This window comes from Georgenia sp. AZ-5 (genome assembly GCF_043952095.1).
Taxonomy (GTDB): domain Bacteria; phylum Actinomycetota; class Actinomycetes; order Actinomycetales; family Actinomycetaceae; genus Georgenia.
Map to the genome: position 1 here is coordinate 2,047,458 of NZ_JBINOU010000001.1, position 14,381 is coordinate 2,061,838.

14 protein-coding genes, 1 tRNA gene and 1 pseudogene are annotated in these 14,381 nt (G+C 73.2%); 10 read left to right on the plus strand and 6 right to left on the minus strand.

All coding sequences use genetic code 11. The features are described 5' to 3' along the window. Positions 1 to 84: 84 nt before the first annotated feature. From ACF0H8_RS09635 to ACF0H8_RS09675, 9 genes are all read left to right on the plus strand, one after another. The gene (locus tag ACF0H8_RS09635; RefSeq protein ID WP_395290856.1) at positions 85 to 948 is read left to right on the plus strand and encodes a ParA family protein; all 864 of its coding nucleotides are present in this window, start codon (positions 85 to 87) and stop codon (positions 946 to 948) included. Continuing rightward, positions 932 to 1,894: a segregation and condensation protein A gene (locus ACF0H8_RS09640; protein WP_395288721.1), complete on the plus strand. Its 963-nt coding sequence runs from the start codon at positions 932 to 934 to the stop codon at positions 1,892 to 1,894. The genes ACF0H8_RS09635 and ACF0H8_RS09640 overlap by 17 nt, the downstream gene beginning before the upstream one ends. Beyond that, a complete protein-coding gene (gene scpB, locus ACF0H8_RS09645) occupies positions 1,887 to 2,489 on the plus strand; it encodes an SMC-Scp complex subunit ScpB (RefSeq protein ID WP_395288722.1) in 603 nt (200 codons plus the stop codon). Before ACF0H8_RS09640 ends, scpB begins: the two co-directional genes overlap by 8 nt. Continuing rightward, entirely contained in the window at positions 2,486 to 3,229 is a 744-nt protein-coding gene (locus tag ACF0H8_RS09650; protein WP_395288723.1) for a pseudouridine synthase, read from the plus strand. The genes scpB and ACF0H8_RS09650 overlap by 4 nt, the downstream gene beginning before the upstream one ends. Before the next feature lie 159 nt (positions 3,230 to 3,388). Continuing rightward, a complete protein-coding gene (locus tag ACF0H8_RS09655) occupies positions 3,389 to 4,504 on the plus strand; it encodes a prephenate dehydrogenase (protein ID WP_395290857.1) in 1,116 nt (371 codons plus the stop codon). Positions 4,505 to 4,578: 74 nt separating this feature from the next. Next, positions 4,579 to 5,307 carry a (d)CMP kinase gene (gene cmk, locus ACF0H8_RS09660; RefSeq protein WP_395290858.1) on the plus strand — a complete coding sequence of 243 codons (729 nt, stop codon included), beginning with the start codon at positions 4,579 to 4,581 and terminating at the stop codon, positions 5,305 to 5,307. Beyond that, positions 5,307 to 6,146 carry a lysophospholipid acyltransferase family protein gene (locus ACF0H8_RS09665; RefSeq protein WP_395288724.1) on the plus strand — a complete coding sequence of 280 codons (840 nt, stop codon included), beginning with the start codon at positions 5,307 to 5,309 and terminating at the stop codon, positions 6,144 to 6,146. Before cmk ends, ACF0H8_RS09665 begins: the two co-directional genes overlap by 1 nt. Further along, positions 6,143 to 7,678: a ribosome biogenesis GTPase Der gene (gene der, locus ACF0H8_RS09670; RefSeq protein WP_395288725.1), complete on the plus strand. Its 1,536-nt coding sequence runs from the start codon at positions 6,143 to 6,145 to the stop codon at positions 7,676 to 7,678. Before ACF0H8_RS09665 ends, der begins: the two co-directional genes overlap by 4 nt. Further along, entirely contained in the window at positions 7,678 to 8,754 is a 1,077-nt protein-coding gene (locus tag ACF0H8_RS09675) for a hypothetical protein (protein WP_395288726.1), read from the plus strand. The genes der and ACF0H8_RS09675 overlap by 1 nt, the downstream gene beginning before the upstream one ends. A gap of 65 nt (positions 8,755 to 8,819) precedes the next feature. On the opposite strand, the gene ACF0H8_RS09680 is transcribed toward ACF0H8_RS09675, so the two are convergent. Beyond that, the gene (locus tag ACF0H8_RS09680) at positions 8,820 to 9,002 is read right to left on the minus strand and encodes a hypothetical protein (protein WP_395288727.1); all 183 of its coding nucleotides are present in this window, start codon (positions 9,000 to 9,002) and stop codon (positions 8,820 to 8,822) included. Between the two features lie 195 nt (positions 9,003 to 9,197). On the opposite strand from ACF0H8_RS09680, the gene ACF0H8_RS09685 reads away from it, so the two are divergent. Continuing rightward, positions 9,198 to 9,271: transfer RNA gene (locus tag ACF0H8_RS09685), tRNA-Pro, on the plus strand. Positions 9,272 to 9,336: 65 nt separating this feature from the next. On the opposite strand, the gene ACF0H8_RS09690 is transcribed toward ACF0H8_RS09685, so the two are convergent. The 5 genes and pseudogenes from ACF0H8_RS09690 to ACF0H8_RS09710 form a co-directional block, all read right to left on the minus strand. Beyond that, complete coding sequence (locus tag ACF0H8_RS09690; RefSeq protein WP_395288728.1) at positions 9,337 to 9,552, minus strand: hypothetical protein; 216 nt, start codon at positions 9,550 to 9,552, stop codon at positions 9,337 to 9,339. A 283-nt stretch (positions 9,553 to 9,835) separates the two neighbouring features. Continuing rightward, positions 9,836 to 10,966 (minus strand): annotated as a pseudogene (locus ACF0H8_RS09695) (IS1634 family transposase); the annotation flags it as partial. Between the two features lie 239 nt (positions 10,967 to 11,205). Continuing rightward, complete coding sequence (locus ACF0H8_RS09700) at positions 11,206 to 12,057, minus strand: ABC transporter ATP-binding protein (RefSeq protein WP_395288729.1); 852 nt, start codon at positions 12,055 to 12,057, stop codon at positions 11,206 to 11,208. Further along, positions 12,054 to 13,091, minus strand: coding sequence for an iron chelate uptake ABC transporter family permease subunit (locus ACF0H8_RS09705; RefSeq protein ID WP_395288730.1), 1,038 nt, complete (start codon positions 13,089 to 13,091; stop codon positions 12,054 to 12,056). The genes ACF0H8_RS09700 and ACF0H8_RS09705 overlap by 4 nt, the downstream gene beginning before the upstream one ends. Before the next feature lie 104 nt (positions 13,092 to 13,195). Next, positions 13,196 to 14,245, minus strand: a complete 1,050-nt coding sequence (locus ACF0H8_RS09710) for a putative F420-0 ABC transporter substrate-binding protein (protein WP_395288731.1) — start codon at positions 14,243 to 14,245, stop codon at positions 13,196 to 13,198. Positions 14,246 to 14,381 lie beyond the last annotated feature (136 nt).

The window sequence follows — 14,381 nt, forward strand, 5'->3', positions numbered from 1 at the left end:
CCGTCGACGACGCGCGCGGCCGAATGGCGCGGGCGCCCGTGGCCGGTCGACTACCGTGGCGGGGTGAGCATCGAGCAACCCGGACTGATCTCGAAGACAGCCGCACGCGCGGGCGCGAGCCCCGACGGCGCGGTAGAGGACTTCCCGGTCCCAGCCCCGCTCCACGCCCACGGACCGGCCCGCGTCATCGCCATGGCCAACCAGAAGGGCGGGGTCGGCAAGACCACGTCCACCATCAACCTCGCCGCCGCGCTCGCCGAGTACGGCCGGCGCGTGCTCATCGTCGACTTCGACCCGCAGGGCGCCGCCTCGGCGGGCCTGGGCATCAACGGGCACGAGCTCGACGAGACGATCTACAACCTGCTCATGTCCCCGCGCTCGGACGTGCGCGAGATCATCGAGCACACCATCGTCGAGGGCCTGGACCTCGTGCCGGCGAACATCGACCTCTCCGCCGCCGAGGTCCAGCTGGTCAACGAGGTCGCCCGCGAGCAGGCGCTCAACCGGGTGCTGCGCCCGGTGCTGGACGACTACGACGTCATCCTCATCGACTGCCAGCCCTCGCTCGGCCTGCTCACCGTCAACGCGCTGGCCGCCGCGCACGGCGTGATCATCCCGCTCGAGGCGGAGTTCTTCGCCCTGCGCGGCGTCGCCCTGCTCGTGGAGACGATCGAGAAGGTGCAGGACCGGATCAACCCGCGCCTGCGCATCGACGGGATCCTCGCCACCATGGTCGACCTGCGCACGCTGCACTCGCGCGAGGTGATCGAGCGGGTGCGGGAGGCCTTCGCCGAGAAGGTCTACACCACCATGATCTCCCGGACGGTGAAGTTCCCCGACGCCTCGGTCGCGACCGAGCCGATCACCACCTACGCGCCCACCCACCCCGGCGCGGAGGCCTACCGGCGCCTGGCGCGCGAGCTCATCGCCCGTGGCGACGCCGCCTGACCTGCCGGCGGCCACCACCTCGACGGCGACCGGCGGCGCCGCGGCGACCGCCCCGGAGAACCCCGCGCCGTCCGGCGCCCGCGCCTTCGAGCTGAACCTGGAGAACTTCTCCGGCCCCTTCGACCTGCTCCTGAGGCTCATCGCCAAGCACCGTCTGGACATCACCGAGGTGGCCCTGGCGCAGGTCACCGACGAGTTCATCGCCTACATCTCCGCGCAGAAGGACTGGGACCTGGGGCAGGCCAGCGAGTTCCTCGTCATCGCCGCCACGCTGCTCGACCTCAAGGCCGCCCGGCTGCTGCCGCGCGGCACCGTCGAGGACGAGGACGACCTCGAGCTGCTCGAGGCCCGCGACCTGCTCTTCGCCCGGCTGCTGCAGTACCGCGCCTTCAAGGAGGTCGCCGAGGACCTGGCGGAGCGCTGGGCCGTCCAGGGCAGGACCTACCCGCGCAGCGTCCCGCTGGAGCCCCACCTCGCGGCCCTGCTGCCCGAGCTGGTGATGCAGGTCGGGCCCGAGGAGCTCGCCCGCCTCGCCGCCGGCGCGTTCGCCCCCAAGCCCGGCGAGCCCCAGGTGGACATCGCCCACGTGCACGACCCGGTGGTGCCCGTGCGGGAGCAGGCCGCCCTGCTGGTCGAGCGGCTCCGCACGCTGCGCGCCGCCACCTTCCGGACGCTGACGGCGGACGCCGCGGCGACCGCGGTCGTCGTCGCCCGCTTCCTCGCCCTGCTGGAGCTCTTCCGCGAGCGGGCCGTCTCGTTCGAGCAGGTGGAGCCCCTCGGCGAGCTGACCATCCGGTGGTCGGGCACGGAGGAGGGCGAGGTGTCCGTGGGCGCGGAGTACGACGACGAGCCGGCGGCGCCGCCCGGGACGGCTGTGACCGGGGCCGCCCCGCGGCCCGGGCGGGAGGCGGGCGCCACCCGCCCGGAGGAGGAGACCGATGAGTGAGCCTCGGCAGAGAGCCGTGCCGGACGACGCCCCGCCCGCCGAGCACCTCGCCGCCCTGGAGTCGGTGCTCATGGTGGTCGACGAGCCGGTGCCGGCGACCCAGCTCGCCAGCGTCCTCGGCCTGCCCGCCGGGCGGGTCACCGAGCTGCTGGGGGAGCTCGCCGCGGAGTACCGCGGCGAGCGGGGCGGCCGCGCCCGGGGCTTCGAGCTGCGCGAGGTCGGCGGCGGCTGGCGCGTGTACTCCGCCCCGGCCCACGCCGACGTCGTCGGCCGGTTCGTCCTCGACGGGCAGACCGCGCGGCTGACGCAGGCCTCGCTGGAGACCCTCGCCGTGATCGCCTACCGCCAGCCGGTCTCCCGCGGCCGGATCGCCGCGATCCGCGGCGTGAACGTCGACGGCGTGGTGCGCACCCTCCTCGCCCGCGGCCTGGTGGAGGAGGCTGGCCGCGACGGCGAGGGCGGGGCCATGCTGTACCGGACCACCTCCTACTTCCTCGAGCGCATGGGCCTGGGCTCCCTGGAGGACCTGCCCGCCCTGGCGCCGTACCTGCCCGACATGGACTCGATCGACGATCTGGACGGAGAGCTGCGATGACCGACCCGCACGTGCCCGGTGGCGTGAGGCTGCAGAAGGTTCTCGCCGGCGCCGGCCTGGGCTCGCGGCGCGCCTGCGAGGAGATCATCGCCGCGGGCCGGGTGAGCGTCGACGGCCAGGTGGTGCGTGAGCTGGGCATGCGGGTGGACCCGGCGACCGCCGTCATCCACGTGGACGGCCTGCGCGTCCAGCTCGACGACTCGGTCGTCACCCTGGCGCTGAACAAGCCGGTGGGCGTCGTGTCCACCATGGACGACGACCGGGGCCGGCCCAGCCTGGCGCAGTACGTCGCGGACCGGCCCGAGCGGCTCTTCCACGTCGGCCGGCTCGACGCCGACACCTCCGGGCTGATCCTGCTCACCAACGACGGCGAGCTCGCCCACCGCCTGGCGCACCCCTCGTACGAGGTGCTCAAGACCTACCTCGCCACCGTCGAGGGCCGGGTGCCGCGCGGGCTGGGGGAGCTGCTGAAGAAGGGTGTCGAGCTCGAGGACGGCCCCGTGCAGGTGCACGCCTTCACCGTCAAGGAGACCACCGCGGACGCCTCGCTGGTGGAGGTGGTGCTGCACGAGGGCCGCAACCGCATCGTCCGGCGGCTGCTGGCCGAGGTCGGCCACCCCGTGACCGCCCTGGTGCGCACGCGCATCGGGCCGATCAGGCTGGGCAACCTGCGTCCCGGCAGCACGCGGGTGATCGCCGGCAAGGAGCTCGGCACGCTCATGCGGGAGGTCGGCCTCTAGAGCCGGCCGGCTCACGGGGCCCCGGCGCGGGCCGCTCGTCCCCCGGCCCCGGCCCGAGCGGCCGGGGTCACAGGACCGTATGCCGGGGCGGCCGGGGTCACACGCTCCCTTCCCGGGTGGCCGGGCGCGTGACGGTAGTCTGCCGGGGTGCCCGAGAACATGTCGCGCCCGGCCGTGGCCACCGCCGGCCCCGTGCGCGTCGTCGGCACCGGGCTGCTCGGCGCGAGCCTCGGCCTGGCGCTGAGCGGCGCCGGCGTCGACGTCCAGCTCGAGGACATCTCGCCCACCGCCGCCGCCCTGGCCCGTGACATCGGCGCCGGCCGGCTGGCCGGCGCGGACGGCGCGGCGCCCGCGCTCGTCGTCGTCGCCACCCCGCCCGACATCGCGGCCGAGAACGTGCTGGCCCAGCTGCGTGCGCACCCCGGCGCCGTCGTCACGGACGTCGCCTCCGTCAAGGCGCTCGTCGCCGAGGAGGTGGAGGCCCGCGCCGGCGCCGACGTCGCCCGCTACGTCGGCTCCCACCCCATGGCGGGCCGGGAGCGGTCCGGGGCGGCGGCCGCCGACGCCGACCTGTTCGTCGGCCGCCCGTGGGTCATCGTCCCCGGCCGGCGCTCCGCGCCCGAGGCGGTGCTGGCCGTCCGGTCGCTCGCCGTGGACGTCGGCGCCGCCCCGGTCACGCTCGGCGCGCAGGAGCACGACGACGCCGTCGCCCTCGTCTCCCACCTGCCGCAGGTGGCCGCGTCCCTGGTGGCGGCGCGGCTGCGCGAGGCGTCCGAGGCGGCGCTCGGTCTGGCCGGCCAGGGCCTGCGCGACGTCACCCGCATCGCCGCCTCGGACCCGCAGCTGTGGGCCGCGATCCTGGTCGGCAACGCCGGGCCGGTCGCGAAGGCCCTGCGGGCGCTGCGCGCCGACCTCGACGCCGCCGTCGAGGCGCTCGAGCGGGCGGCGGCGCGGGGCCCGCTGGCCGAGGGCACCACGGGGCCGCTCGCCCGGGTGGTCGCCGCCGGCAACGCCGGCGTGGGCCGCATCCCGGGCAAGCACGGGGGAGCGCCGCGCCGCTACGCCGAGGTCACCGTGCTGGTCCCCGACGAGCCGGGCGAGCTCGGCCGGCTCTTCGGCGAGGTCGGCGAGGCCGGCGTGAACATCGAGGACCTCAAGCTCGAGCACTCGGCCGGCCAGCCGGTCGGCCTGGCGATCCTGTCGGTGCTGCCCGCCGCGGCCACCCGCCTGGAGGCGGAGCTGGACCGGCGCGGGTGGCGCGTGGTCGCGGGGTGAGCGCCGCCGCGCGCGCGGACGTCCTCGCGGCGGTCGCGCCGGGACATGACGTCGGACACGATCAGGAGGACACGGTGGAGCAGGCAAGCAGCGGGCGCGGGCTCGTGGTGGCGATCGACGGGCCGTCGGGCTCGGGGAAGTCCACCGTCTCCAGGCGCGTGGCCGCCGAGCTGGGCCTGGCCTACCTCGACACCGGGGCCATGTACCGCGCGGCCACGTGGTGGTGCCAGCACGAGGGCATCGAGCTGACGGACGCCGCCCGGGTGGCCGAGGCCGTGCGCGCCATGCCGCTGGAGATGGGCACCGACCCCGCCGCGCCCCGCGTGGTGTGCGCGGGCGTGGACATCACCGACGCCATCCGCACCTCGGCGCTGTCCGCCGTCGTGTCCCAGGTGGCCACCAACCTCGAGGTGCGTGCGGAGCTGTGCCGCCTGCAGCGGGCCGCCATCGAGGCCGAGGCGACCGGCGCCGCGGGCAGCCGCTCCGGCGGCCGGGGCATCGTCGCCGAGGGCCGGGACATCACCACGGTGGTGGCCCCGGACGCCGACGTGCGCATCCTGCTCATCGCCGACGAGGAGGCGCGCCTGGCCCGCCGCGCCCTGGAGCTGCACGGGACCGCGGACGCCTCGACCATGGCGGCCACCCGGGACGAGGTGGTGCGCCGCGACGCCGACGACTCCACCGTCTCCACCTTCATGACCGCCGCCGACGGCGTCACCACCGTGGACACCTCGGGCCTCACCCTCGAGGACTCCTTCCGGGCGGTGCTCGGCATCGTCCAGGGCGCCGGGGAGCGGCGCTGATGGCGGCGTCCCGCGGCGGCGTCACCCGCGGGCAGCGGGTGCGGCCCGAGGACATCTACCGCTGGGGGCCGGTCTGGTCCCGGCGCGTGGGCTGGGTGCTCGACCACGTCTGGTGGAACACCGAGGTGCACGGCGCGGAGAACGTCCCCGCGAGCGGGCCGGTCATCATCGCCTCCAACCACACCGGCATCGTCGACGGCCCGGTGCTGCACGGCGCCCTGCCGCGCGGCTCGCACATCCTCGTCAAGCAGGAGTTCTTCGACTCCAGGATCGGGTTCCTGATGACGTGGGCCGGGCAGATCCCGGTCGACCGCGCGTCGGGCCGGGCGGCGCTCGCCACCGGCAAGGCGCTGCTGGACGAGGGCCGCGTCGTCGGCATCTTCCCCGAGGGCACCCGCGGCCGCGGCGACGTCAGCGAGGTGCGCGCCGGCGTCGCGTGGCTCGCCGTGAACACCGGCGCCCCGATCGTGCCCGCCGCCTGCCTGGGCACCCGCCGCTCCGGGGACCGGCACGGGTACGTGCCGCCGCCCCGCTCGAAGCTCCACGTGGTGCTGGGCGAGCCCATCACCATCGCCCCGCCCGCGGGCGCCAGCCGCCGCGAGCGGATGAACCACGCGATCGAGGCGATCGGTGCCGGGCTGGCGGCGCACGTCGCACGGGCCGTCGCGATCACCGGGCTGGCGCTGCCGACCGGTGACGCCGAGACCCGACCCGGGCCCACCGGGCCGCTCGCCGCGCCGAGCCCCGGCGATGCGGGTTCCGCCGGGAGCCCCGCCGATGCTGGACCGGGCCGCACAGGCCCCCCGGTCGGCCCCGGCCCCGCCGACAAGGAAGAATGAGCCCCATGAGCACCGACCACCCCCGCGAGGGCACGATCCAGGGCGACGACGTCGCCGTCGACGAGCGCACCGCGGAGCAGATCGCCGAGGACGAGGCCGAGGAGGAGCGCCGCGCCGAGGCCCTGCGGGCCGGGCTCGCCGACTACGTCCTGGAGCAGGAGGACCTCGCCGTCCTCGAGGGGGCCCAGGCCGGGGCCGAGGAGCAGGCGCACGCCGGGCTGCCGGTCCTCGCCGTCGTCGGCCGGCCGAACGTGGGCAAGTCGACCCTGGTCAACCGCATCCTGGGCCGCCGCGAGGCCGTCGTGCAGGACACCCCCGGCGTGACCCGGGACCGGGTCAGCTACCCCGCCGAGTGGGCCGGGCGCCGCTTCACCCTGGTGGACACCGGCGGCTGGGAGGTCGACGTCGCCGGGATCGACGCGCGCGTGGCGGAGCAGGCCGAGGCCGCGATCGAGCTGGCCGACGCCGTCATGTTCGTCGTCGACGCCACCGTCGGCCCCACCGACACCGACGAGCGGGTGGTGCGGCTGCTGCGCCGCTCGGGCAAGCCGGTCGTGCTGGTGGCCAACAAGGTCGACTCCCCGATGCAGGAGGCCGACGCCGCCACGCTGTGGTCCCTGGGGCTGGGGGAGCCGTACCCCGTCTCCGCGGTCCACGGCCGGGGCTCGGGCGACGTGCTCGACGCCGCCATGAAGGTGCTGCCGGAGGTCTCCGCGGTCGCCGGGCGCCTGCCGGAGGGCGGCCCGCGCCGGGTGGCGCTGGTCGGCCGGCCGAACGTCGGCAAGTCCTCCCTGCTCAACACCCTCGCCGGGTCCGAGCGTGTCGTCGTCCACGAGACCGCCGGCACCACCCGGGACCCGGTCGACGAGCTGATCGAGCTCGGCGGCAAGCCGTGGTGGTTCGTGGACACCGCCGGCATCCGCCGCCGCGTGCACCAGACGTCGGGCGCGGACTTCTACGCGTCGCTGCGCACCCAGGCGGCGCTGGAGAAGGCCGAGGTCGGCGTCGTCCTCATCGACGCGTCGGTGCCCATGACGGAGCAGGACACGCGCGTGATCCAGCAGGTCATCGACGCCGGGCGGGCGCTGGTCATCGCCTACAACAAGTGGGACCTCATGGACGAGGACCGCCGCCCGTTCCTCGAGCGGGAGATCGAGCTGGACCTCGTGCAGATCCGGTGGGCGCCGCGGGTCAACGTCTCGGCGAAGACCGGATGGCACACCAACCGCCTGGTCCGTGCGCTGGAGACGTCGCTGGCGTCGTGGGACATGCGCATCCCCACCGGCAGGCTCAACGCCTTCGTGGGCGAGCTGACCGCCGCCCACCCGCACCCGGTGCGCGGCGGTAAGCAGCCCCGGATCCTGTTCGCGACCCAGGCGTCGAACCGGCCGCCGCGGTTCGTCATCTTCGCGACCGGGTTCATCGAGGCCGGCTACCGCCGGTTCATCGAGAACCGGCTGCGGGAGACCTTCGGCTTCGAGGGCACGCCGATCGAGATCAGCGTGCGGGTGCGGGAGAAGCGCCGCCGCTGATGGGCGCGCCCGGGCCCCGGCAGGTGCGCGGGGCCGCTCGGCAGGCCGGTGCGGCGCCCGAGCGGCCCAGCCGGCTGCTGCGCTGGGGCCTGCCGCGGGACCCCCACGCCGTCGAGCACATCACCGGCTTGGTGATCACCACGGTGCTGACCATCGTCGTGACCCGCGGCTACCTGCAGCTGGCCGGCTTCCCGCAGATCGGCGGGGGAGGGCTGCACGTCGCGCACGTGCTGTGGGGCGGGCTGCTGCTCGCGGTGGCCGTGGTGCTGACGCTGTCCTTCGCCGGGCCGGTGGTGCGGCCGGCCGCGGCGTTCCTCGGCGGCATCGGGTTCGGGCTGTTCATCGACGAGGTCGGGAAGTTCCTCACACAGGACAACGACTACTTCTACGCGCCGGCGCCGATGATCATGTACGTCACGCTGGTGCTGCTGATGATTCTCGCCGACGTCATGCACGGCCGGCGTGCGCACCACCCCACCGAGTACCTCGCCGCCGCGGCCGACCACGCCGTCTCCGGGCTCGCGGGCGGGCTGAGCGACCGGCGCCGCGCCGTCGCCGAGGAGCTCCTCGCCAAGGGCCGCGGCGCCCGCGGGGCCGCGGAGACCGAGGCGCTCCTGGCCGCGATCCCCGCCGACGACGCCGAGGCGCCGGACCCCATCGACCTCGTCCGGCGCAAGGTGCGCGGCGGACTGGGCGCCGTCGTGACCCGGCGGTGGGCGACGCGGACGACGACGGCCCTGCTGCTGGTCCTGCTCGCCGCCGCCCCCGCCACACTCGCGCTGCACCGGGCCCAGGGGCAGGTGCCGCCCGGCTGGGCCGGCGTCGGCGCGCTGGCGGCGACGGCGCTCACCCTGGCGGTGGCAGCGCGCGGGTGGCTGCTCCTGCGGACCGACCGGTACCGCGCCTTCCGGTGGCTGCGCGGGGCAGTGCTGGTCAACCTCCTGCTCACGCAGGTCGCCCTGTACCGGGTGGAGCCGTGGGCGGCCAGCGCGGGGCTGCTCGTGGCCCTGGTCGCGCTCGGCGTCGTCGCCGCGGAGCAGCACCGGCTCGAGCGGCTGGGGGCCGGCCGGGCGTAGCGCCGGGGAAGACGACGACGGGGGCCCGGGTCCCCGGCGCGCACCGGGGACCCGCGCCCACCGTTTCAGTCGGTCGGTTCCTGACCGGTGGCGATGGTCTCCTCGCCCTCGAAGGTGTCGCCCTTGCCGGCGCCGAGCCCGGCGCCGGACTCCTTGTTGGGCACGTCGCCCTCGGCCGCGGACTCCTGGGTGTCGCGGCCGTCCTGGGGGATCATGCCGCCAAGAGGTTCCTTGTCCTGCTCGCTCATGGTGAGCCTCCTTCGGTCGGTGGTGGCACCTGAGTGTGTGGCAGGTGGTGCTGACCGGCAACCGCCGGCCGAGGCACCGGCGACTGGCGTGGGGACCGGGGCCTGGGCGGGGATGTGAGGCGACGCTCACACCTGGGGATTCGGTCCAGCAGGTGCCCCTGAGGTAACCTCTACGAGGTCCGCACAACGGGCGGACGGGCTGTGGCGCAGTTTGGTAGCGCACTTGACTGGGGGTCAAGGGGTCGTGGGTTCAAATCCCGCCAGCCCGACGTATGTGATGTCGCAAGACATCCCGGACAGCCCGGACCCACGTTTGTGGGTCCGGGCTTTTCCGTTATCGGGGTTGGTAGTCGCGTGTGGGGTCGAGGGTGAGCTCGCGCAGGATCTCGCCGGTGGTGGCGTCGGCGATGGTGATGTGCAGGTCTTGGATGACCATGACGACCGGGGTGCGGGCGTGGGCTCGGCCGACGCCGATGTGGTGCAGTCGGCCGTTGTAGCGCAGCGTGACTTTGCCCTGGCGGCAACGTCGCTCGCGCAGACCTGACCCCACCGAGTCCCTGCCAGCATTCCTCCCCGCTCCCGCCGCCGCCCTCGGACTTGCTTGAGCCGGATGCTCTGAAAGGGGCACGTCCGGTTCTGAGGGGGCCCCGACCCGGCAACGGGTCGGGGCTACCCGACAGACCGACCAACCGCCGGGCGCGCGTGAGGGCCGTCTCGTCCAGGCTGCGCCCGTCGCCAGTGCTCTTGACGAACCGCGGGGTGCGGGCGGCCTTCTCTCCGGCGATGACCGCGCGGGCCCGATTCTCCTGCGCGGTGAGCGTCTTGTTGTCCCGGGCCGCGCGCTTGGCGGAGTAGGCCCATACCGCCCGCCACGAGCCCGGGTGCCGCTGGGAGTCCCAGACCGGTTCGGGACGCAGGGCCGTGTCGTTCTCGCTGCGCTGGCCGGTCCTGGGGGTGATGGTGTCGATGACCTGCCCGTCGGCGAACGCGTCCCCGTGCCAACGGAAGTGCGAGGCCAGGTCGTTCGGGGCCTTGGTCACCCGTGAGCCGACGATGAACCGCAGGTTCGCCTCGTCCAGCTCGCGCAGGTTCGCCGCCGAGAGCATGCCCGCGTCGGCGACCACGACCATGTTCTCGATGTCGTGGCGAGCCTGGAACTGCTTGATGACCGGGATGATCGTGGCGGTCTCTGCCTTGTTGCCCTCGTAGCAACCGATCTCGAGGGGGAACCCGCGCCGGTCGACCAGCAGGCCCACCACGATTTGGGGATCGACCCGGCGTTCCTTGGAGTAGCCGACCTTGCGCAGGTCGTCCTCCTTCTCGGCCTCGAAGTACAACGTCGTGACGTCGTAGAGCACGAGGGAGACGTCACCGCTGGTGACCGAGTGTTCGAAGCACAACGTGGCGACCTGGTCGCGGTACTTGCCCGCCGCGGCCCGGGCCAAGGTGCGCTTCATCGTCGCGTAGCTGGCCGGGACCCGACCGAGGTCGGTCAGGACCCGCCCGGAATCCAGCAGCGAGGTCGGCTCCACGATCCGGGCGATGACCAGGTCCCGGAACACTTCATCGCCGACCGCGTCGAACCCCAGTGTGGTGAACACCGAGGCCAGCGCCTCGAACAGCACCCGCGAGTCCGTCGACACCACGCGACCCGCACTGTCCCGGCCGCGGTCCGGCGCTGCCGGCCGCGCGTCGAACAGACCCGGTTCACAAGCCGGTGGCACCAACGACCTCACCCGCGGCGTCGGCTCGACACCAAGGTCGAGAACGCCCTGGGCGGGGTCCTCGAGCAGATCTTGAGCCTTCTGGAGCAGGACCCCCAGCTCAGCGTCGGTATGGGCCGAGCCGACATGTCTGACGATCCGCTGACGCCCGCCGGCGTACTCGGCGATCTGGACCGCCGTCGCCCCCGACGCGGTCCGCACCCGCCTGATGAACGCCACCCCGCGAGCGTAGGAGGACACCCCTTAGTGCGTGAAAACGCACTAAACCCGTGCCGTCACCGCAGGTCAGCGCGCTGCCGTCCATCGAACCCTGGCGCGTGAGCCAACTCAGGTTCAATGAAACGATCGGCTGATGCTTGGCGGATTCCACCAGCAGCTAACGGCGCGCCGCCCGCAGCCCGCGGTCGAGATTGACCCGTTCGATCCGCATGTCGGGGTGTTCGGTCTGGCTGCGGCACAACTCAGGGTTATGGCGCCGTCTACGCAGGGTCGAAGACGAGGAGGTCGCGCCCGCCGGTGCTGACGCGGTGCGCGCGAACCCCGTAGACGCGCCCGACCAGCTCCTCGGCCAAGACCTCGGCGGGGTGCCCGGCGGCGACCACGTGGCCGCGGTCGAGCACGAGCACGTGGTCGCAAAAGCTCAATGCGTGGTTGAGGTCATGTAGGGCGGCAAGTACGGTGCCGCCGTCAGTGGTGAGCGTGCGCGCCAGGCCTAGGACCGCCAGCTGGGCGCCGACGTCCAGGTGGTTCGTGAGCTCGTCCAGCAGGAGTACTCGAGGTTCTTGGGCGAGTGCTCGGGCCAGGTGCACGCGCTGGCGCTCTCCGCCAGAGAGGGAGGCGAAGTCACGGTTTGCCAGCGCGGCGGCACCGGTGCGGACCATGGCGCGGCGCGCGATCTCGAGGTCGCCGGCGGAGTCGGTCGCCCAGCGGGGCCGGTGCGGGGTGCGCCCGAGGAGGACGACGTCAAGGACGTCGCGCGAGACGTCGGCGCTGGAGTCCTGCTCGACCATCGCCAGGTGACGAGCGCGCTCTCGCCGTGTCATCCGCCCGAGGTCCCGGCCGGAGAGCAGGACGGCGCCGGTGTCGGCGGGCAGGGCGCCGACGAGGACGCGCAGCAGCGTTGACTTGCCAGAGCCGTTCGGGCCAACGATCGCGCTGACGGCTCCGACGGGCACGGAGGCGTCGACGCCATGCAGGATCCTCACGTGGCCCACGGTGGACGTCAGGGCCGCGATGTCGAGCGTTTCGCCGTGCATGCCGGTGTTGGCGTCGGTGACGGTATCGGCGACGGCGACCTGAGAGTCCTGGGTGTGCGTGTGCCGGGTCTTCAATCCGCGCTCCGGTGGCGTCGCAGTAGCAGTGCAAAGACCGGAGCGCCGATCGCGGCGGTGAGAATTCCGACGGGCAGCTCGCGAGGCTCGAAAAGGCTGCGAGCGGCGGTGTCGGCGAGGAGGAGGAAGATCGCGCCGGAGATGGCGACCACCGGCAAGGTCCGGTGGTGGCGCGAGCCCACCAGCAGCCGGACACCGTGGGGAATGACGAGCCCGACGAAGCCGATGGAACCGGCGACGGAGACGAGCACGGCGGTGAGCAGCGAGCTGGTGCACAGCAGGGTCCACCGGACTTGTGTCACGGCGATCCCCAGGGAGGCCGCGGAGACGTCCCCGAAAGAGAAGGCGTCCAGGGTGCGGCCCTGGGTGGCCAGGAGGGTGCCGACCACCGCGGTCACTCCCAGGGCGAGGAGTGCCTCGGACCACACGGTCCCGGCCAGGGACCCCATGAGCCAGGACAGAATCTCCCGGTAGGAGTCCCCCGTGGAGGACCAGAAGATCACGAAGCTCACCACGGCAGAGCCGGCCTGCGCGACCGCGACGCCCGCAAGCACGGTACGCACGGGGGACAGGCGCCCGTCCCGCCGGCTGGCCAGCGCCAGGGTCGTGAGCAGCGCGGCCAGCGCACCGACGAGTGCCGAGGCCGGCGTCGCCACGGCCAGGCCGAGGACGAGTACGAGCACCGCGCCCACGGAGGCGCCGGCGGAGACCCCCAGCAGGTAGGGGTCCGACAGTGGGTTGTGGGTCAGGGTCTGCATGACGGCACCCACCAGCGCCAGGCCCGCGCCGACCGCGACCGCGGCGACCACGCGCGGGGCTCTCCCTTGCCAGATGATGGCGTCCTGGATCGTCGTCAACGCGTTCGCCCGGCACACGCCCGTCTCGGGCGGGGCCCCAGCTTCGATGCACAGGTGGTGCCAGGCCGACGCCCCCACCTGCCCGACCGTGATGTCGGCTTGGCCCAAGGTCAGCGCCCAACCCGCCGTGCTCGTCAAAACAGCGACCAGAGCGAGCAGCACGACAACGAGCGGCACACTGCCACGACGCTCTCGCGCGGCTGTGGCGGGGCGCCGAGCTTGCGGGCGCGGCTGGGTGGCCGGCGGGTCCGTGCAGGCCCGGCTGCGCTGCGCCGTGGAGATCACCGGCTCGCCTCAAGCGTTGCCAGCTGGGTGGCGAGGTCGGTCACGGCAGAAACATTGCGAACGCCGGCCTCGGTGGCCGGGAAGGCGACGGTGAGGTAGCGGCGCTGCTGAACGGCGGGTAGTGCCGCGGTTACCGGGTTGGCCTCGAGCGCCTCGATTTTGTGTGCGGCGGTGTTCCACGCGGAGTCCACAAGAACGATGACATCGGGGTCGCGCTCGGCCACGGCCTCGAAGGACAATGAGGTCCACGTGTCGGCGACGTCTGCCGCGACATTGTGCAGGCCCACGGCCTTCATAATCATTTGCGGTGCCCCGGTGCCCGCGCCCACGTAGGGCGTTTCCGAGCCGGAGGAGTACCAGAGGGCGCTCAGCCCAGCTTCCGACGGCTCGACGGCGGCAAGTTCGGCCCGTTGCTCCTCGACCAGGGCAGCCGCGGCCTCGTTCTCGCCCAGAATCCTCCCGGCTTCCGTGATCTCGTTGAAGACGTCATCGAAAGTTAGCTTCTCGGGTTTGAACGCGGCTCCCTTGCATGCCGACGGCGAGACATAGGTGGCGATGCCCAGTCCCGAATACATAGTGCGCTCGCCCGCGCCTTCGGCGGACAGGTTGGACTCCCATCCGGCGTAGACGAGCTCCGGCTCCAGCTCGAGTACCGCCTCCGATGAAGGGTTCTTCTCCGCCAGGACCGGCACGTCAGCGGCGGCGTCCGCCAAGTTGCGGGGGACCTCACCGTCGGAGTACGCCGTGCCTACCAGCCGGTCACCGGCCCCGAGGGCAAGGACCATTTCCGTCGCCGAGGACTTGATCGTCACGATGCGCTCCGGCGGTGCGGTCAACTCCGCCTCGACCCCACAGCTGGAAACGGTTAGCGGAAAGCCGCCCGACGCGCCCATGGAAGGGGCGCCGGGGGAGCCGCTCCCACCACCGAGTGGGGCAGCACCGGCCTCGGGGCCGGTGGAATCTCCGCAACCGGCCAGTAAAACCATGCCGAACGCTGCGGCAGCCACGATAAAGATGCGGGCATGCGGGACATAAAGACGGGACACGGAAGCTCCAGGGTGGACAACGGGAGAGGCGTGATATAGACGCTTATGCTGCGTCCGGACCAACCGCCCAATCCCGGGCTGGCGCACTAGGCCAAGTCGAGCCCTGAGTCCAGGATCACATCATGGATCTTAGATC